This is a genomic window from Streptococcus sp. KR (genome assembly GCF_002238115.1).
Classification (GTDB): domain Bacteria; phylum Bacillota; class Bacilli; order Lactobacillales; family Streptococcaceae; genus Streptococcus.
The window spans coordinates 1-831 of record NZ_NGVM01000082.1; the positions used below are offsets into that span (position 1 = coordinate 1).

Below are 831 nucleotides of genomic sequence, written 5' to 3' on the forward strand. Positions count from 1 at the left end.
ATCTGACCTCATAACCAATTCTTCTAGATAGAGTTTCTGGTTTTCAGTTAACTCACTCTCAATAGGGATAATATGAGCTTCTGGAACAGGTAAATCCAACATATCTTGTGTTTGAATGTCGGCTGTTTCTTTGTAGATTTTCATCAACTCAGGTAGATTGACAAACTTTTTAAATCGTTTCTTAGGCTGGTACTTATCCCCTGTAGGAGCTAATTCCATAGAGTTTTGAATTTCTCCAAAAGCACCGACCCAAGAGTCAAAATAATCAACTTGATATCGTTTTAAGATATCTGGTTGAATGTAGTTCATCATAGTATACAACTCACTAATAGAATTGGAAACAGGTGTTCCTGTCGCAAAAACAATATTTTTAAAATCATGTTCTTCCTGAATCTGTCGAACCTTCATTTCCATATCCACATTCTTCTTAGACGTTGTATTGGTAATCCCTGCTACATTTCCAAGTCCAGTAATTGGACGAATATTTTTAAAGTGATGTGCTTCATCCACAAAGAGAAAATCAATTCCTAAGTTTTCAAAATCAATAAAACTATCACGATTAAAGCGTTGGAGTTCTTCCAATTGTTTCTCTAGACCACTTATTGATTGTTCTGCTTCTTTAACGGTATACTTATTTTCAGAATTTGTTTTAATTTCTCGTAGTTCATTGAGTTTATCCTCTATATAATTCATCTGTCTTTCCTTACTGACAGGGATTTTTTCAAATTGAGAATCCCCAATGACAATGGCATCGTAATCTCCTGTAATAATACGTGACACAAATTGTTTTCTTCTCGCCTTCACAAAATCTTTCTTAGTGGTCACAAAGAC

At 34.3% G+C, this 831-nt stretch carries 1 protein-coding gene; it reads right to left on the reverse strand.

Going from position 1 to position 831, the window contains the following annotated elements; translation table 11 throughout:
- On the reverse strand, nucleotides 1-831 hold an 831-nt coding region (locus tag CBI42_RS10945; protein WP_256963799.1), incomplete at both ends, for an SNF2-related protein.